The sequence below is a fragment of the Streptomyces sp. NPDC053076 genome (assembly GCF_044546845.1).
In the GTDB taxonomy this organism is placed as follows: domain Bacteria; phylum Actinomycetota; class Actinomycetes; order Streptomycetales; family Streptomycetaceae; genus Streptomyces.
Genome location: NZ_JBITZL010000024.1, coordinates 4152 through 5557, shown reverse-complemented (window position 1 = coordinate 5557; position 1406 = coordinate 4152). Strand labels below are relative to the sequence as shown.

Genomic DNA, 1406 nt, shown 5'->3' with positions numbered 1-1406 from the left:
GTTCGGCGGCGTCCTACTCTCCCACAGGGTCCCCCCTGCAGTACCATCGGCGCTGTGAGGCTTAGCTTCCGGGTTCGGAATGTAACCGGGCGTTTCCCTCACGCTATGACCACCGAAACACTATGAAACTGTGAACGCCACACCATGCCGTGACCTGACATGGGGCTGTTCGTGGTTTCAGAACCAACACAGTGGACGCGAGCAACTGAGGACAAGCCCTCGGCCTATTAGTACCGGTCACCTCCACCAGTTACCTGGCTTCCAGATCCGGCCTATCAACCCAGTCGTCTACTGGGAGCCTTACCCTCTCAAGGAGGTGGGAATACTCATCTCGAAGCAGGCTTCCCGCTTAGATGCTTTCAGCGGTTATCCCTCCCGAACGTAGCCAACCAGCCATGCCCTTGGCAGGACAACTGGCACACCAGAGGTTCGTCCGTCCCGGTCCTCTCGTACTAGGGACAGCCCTTCTCAATATTCCTACGCGCACAGCGGATAGGGACCGAACTGTCTCACGACGTTCTAAACCCAGCTCGCGTACCGCTTTAATGGGCGAACAGCCCAACCCTTGGGACCGACTCCAGCCCCAGGATGCGACGAGCCGACATCGAGGTGCCAAACCATCCCGTCGATATGGACTCTTGGGGAAGATCAGCCTGTTATCCCCGGGGTACCTTTTATCCGTTGAGCGACGGCGCTTCCACAAGCCACCGCCGGATCACTAGTCCCGACTTTCGTCCCTGCTCGACCCGTCGGTCTCACAGTCAAGCTCCCTTGTGCACTTACACTCAACACCTGATTGCCAACCAGGCTGAGGGAACCTTTGGGCGCCTCCGTTACTCTTTAGGAGGCAACCGCCCCAGTTAAACTACCCATCAGACACTGTCCCTGATCCGGATCACGGACCCAGGTTAGACATCCAGCACGACCAGACTGGTATTTCAACGACGACTCCACAAACACTGGCGTGCCTGCTTCAAAGTCTCCCAGCTATCCTACACAAGCCGAACCGAACACCAATATCAAACTGTAGTAAAGGTCCCGGGGTCTTTCCGTCCTGCTGCGCGAAACGAGCATCTTTACTCGTAGTGCAATTTCACCGGGCCTATGGTTGAGACAGTCGAGAAGTCGTTACGCCATTCGTGCAGGTCGGAACTTACCCGACAAGGAATTTCGCTACCTTAGGATGGTTATAGTTACCACCGCCGTTTACTGGCGCTTAAGTTCTCAGCTTCGCCCGACCGAAGTCGGACTAACCGGTCCCCTTAACGTTCCAGCACCGGGCAGGCGTCAGTCCGTATACATCGCCTTACGGCTTCGCACGGACCTGTGTTTTTAGTAAACAGTCGCTTCTCGCTGGTCTCTGCGGCCACCCCCAGCTCAGAGCGCAAAGCTCATCACCGGACGTG

General features: G+C 56.7%; 2 rRNA genes (1 of these 2 only partly in view). Both read right to left on the bottom strand.

Features of this window, described 5'->3' with window-relative positions:
* A 5S ribosomal RNA gene (gene rrf / locus ACIGYR_RS38990) occupies nucleotides 1-117 on the bottom strand.
* Nucleotides 118-207: 90 nt separating this feature from the next.
* Nucleotides 208-1406: ribosomal RNA gene (locus ACIGYR_RS38985) — 23S ribosomal RNA — on the bottom strand; it runs 2022 nt beyond the window's last position.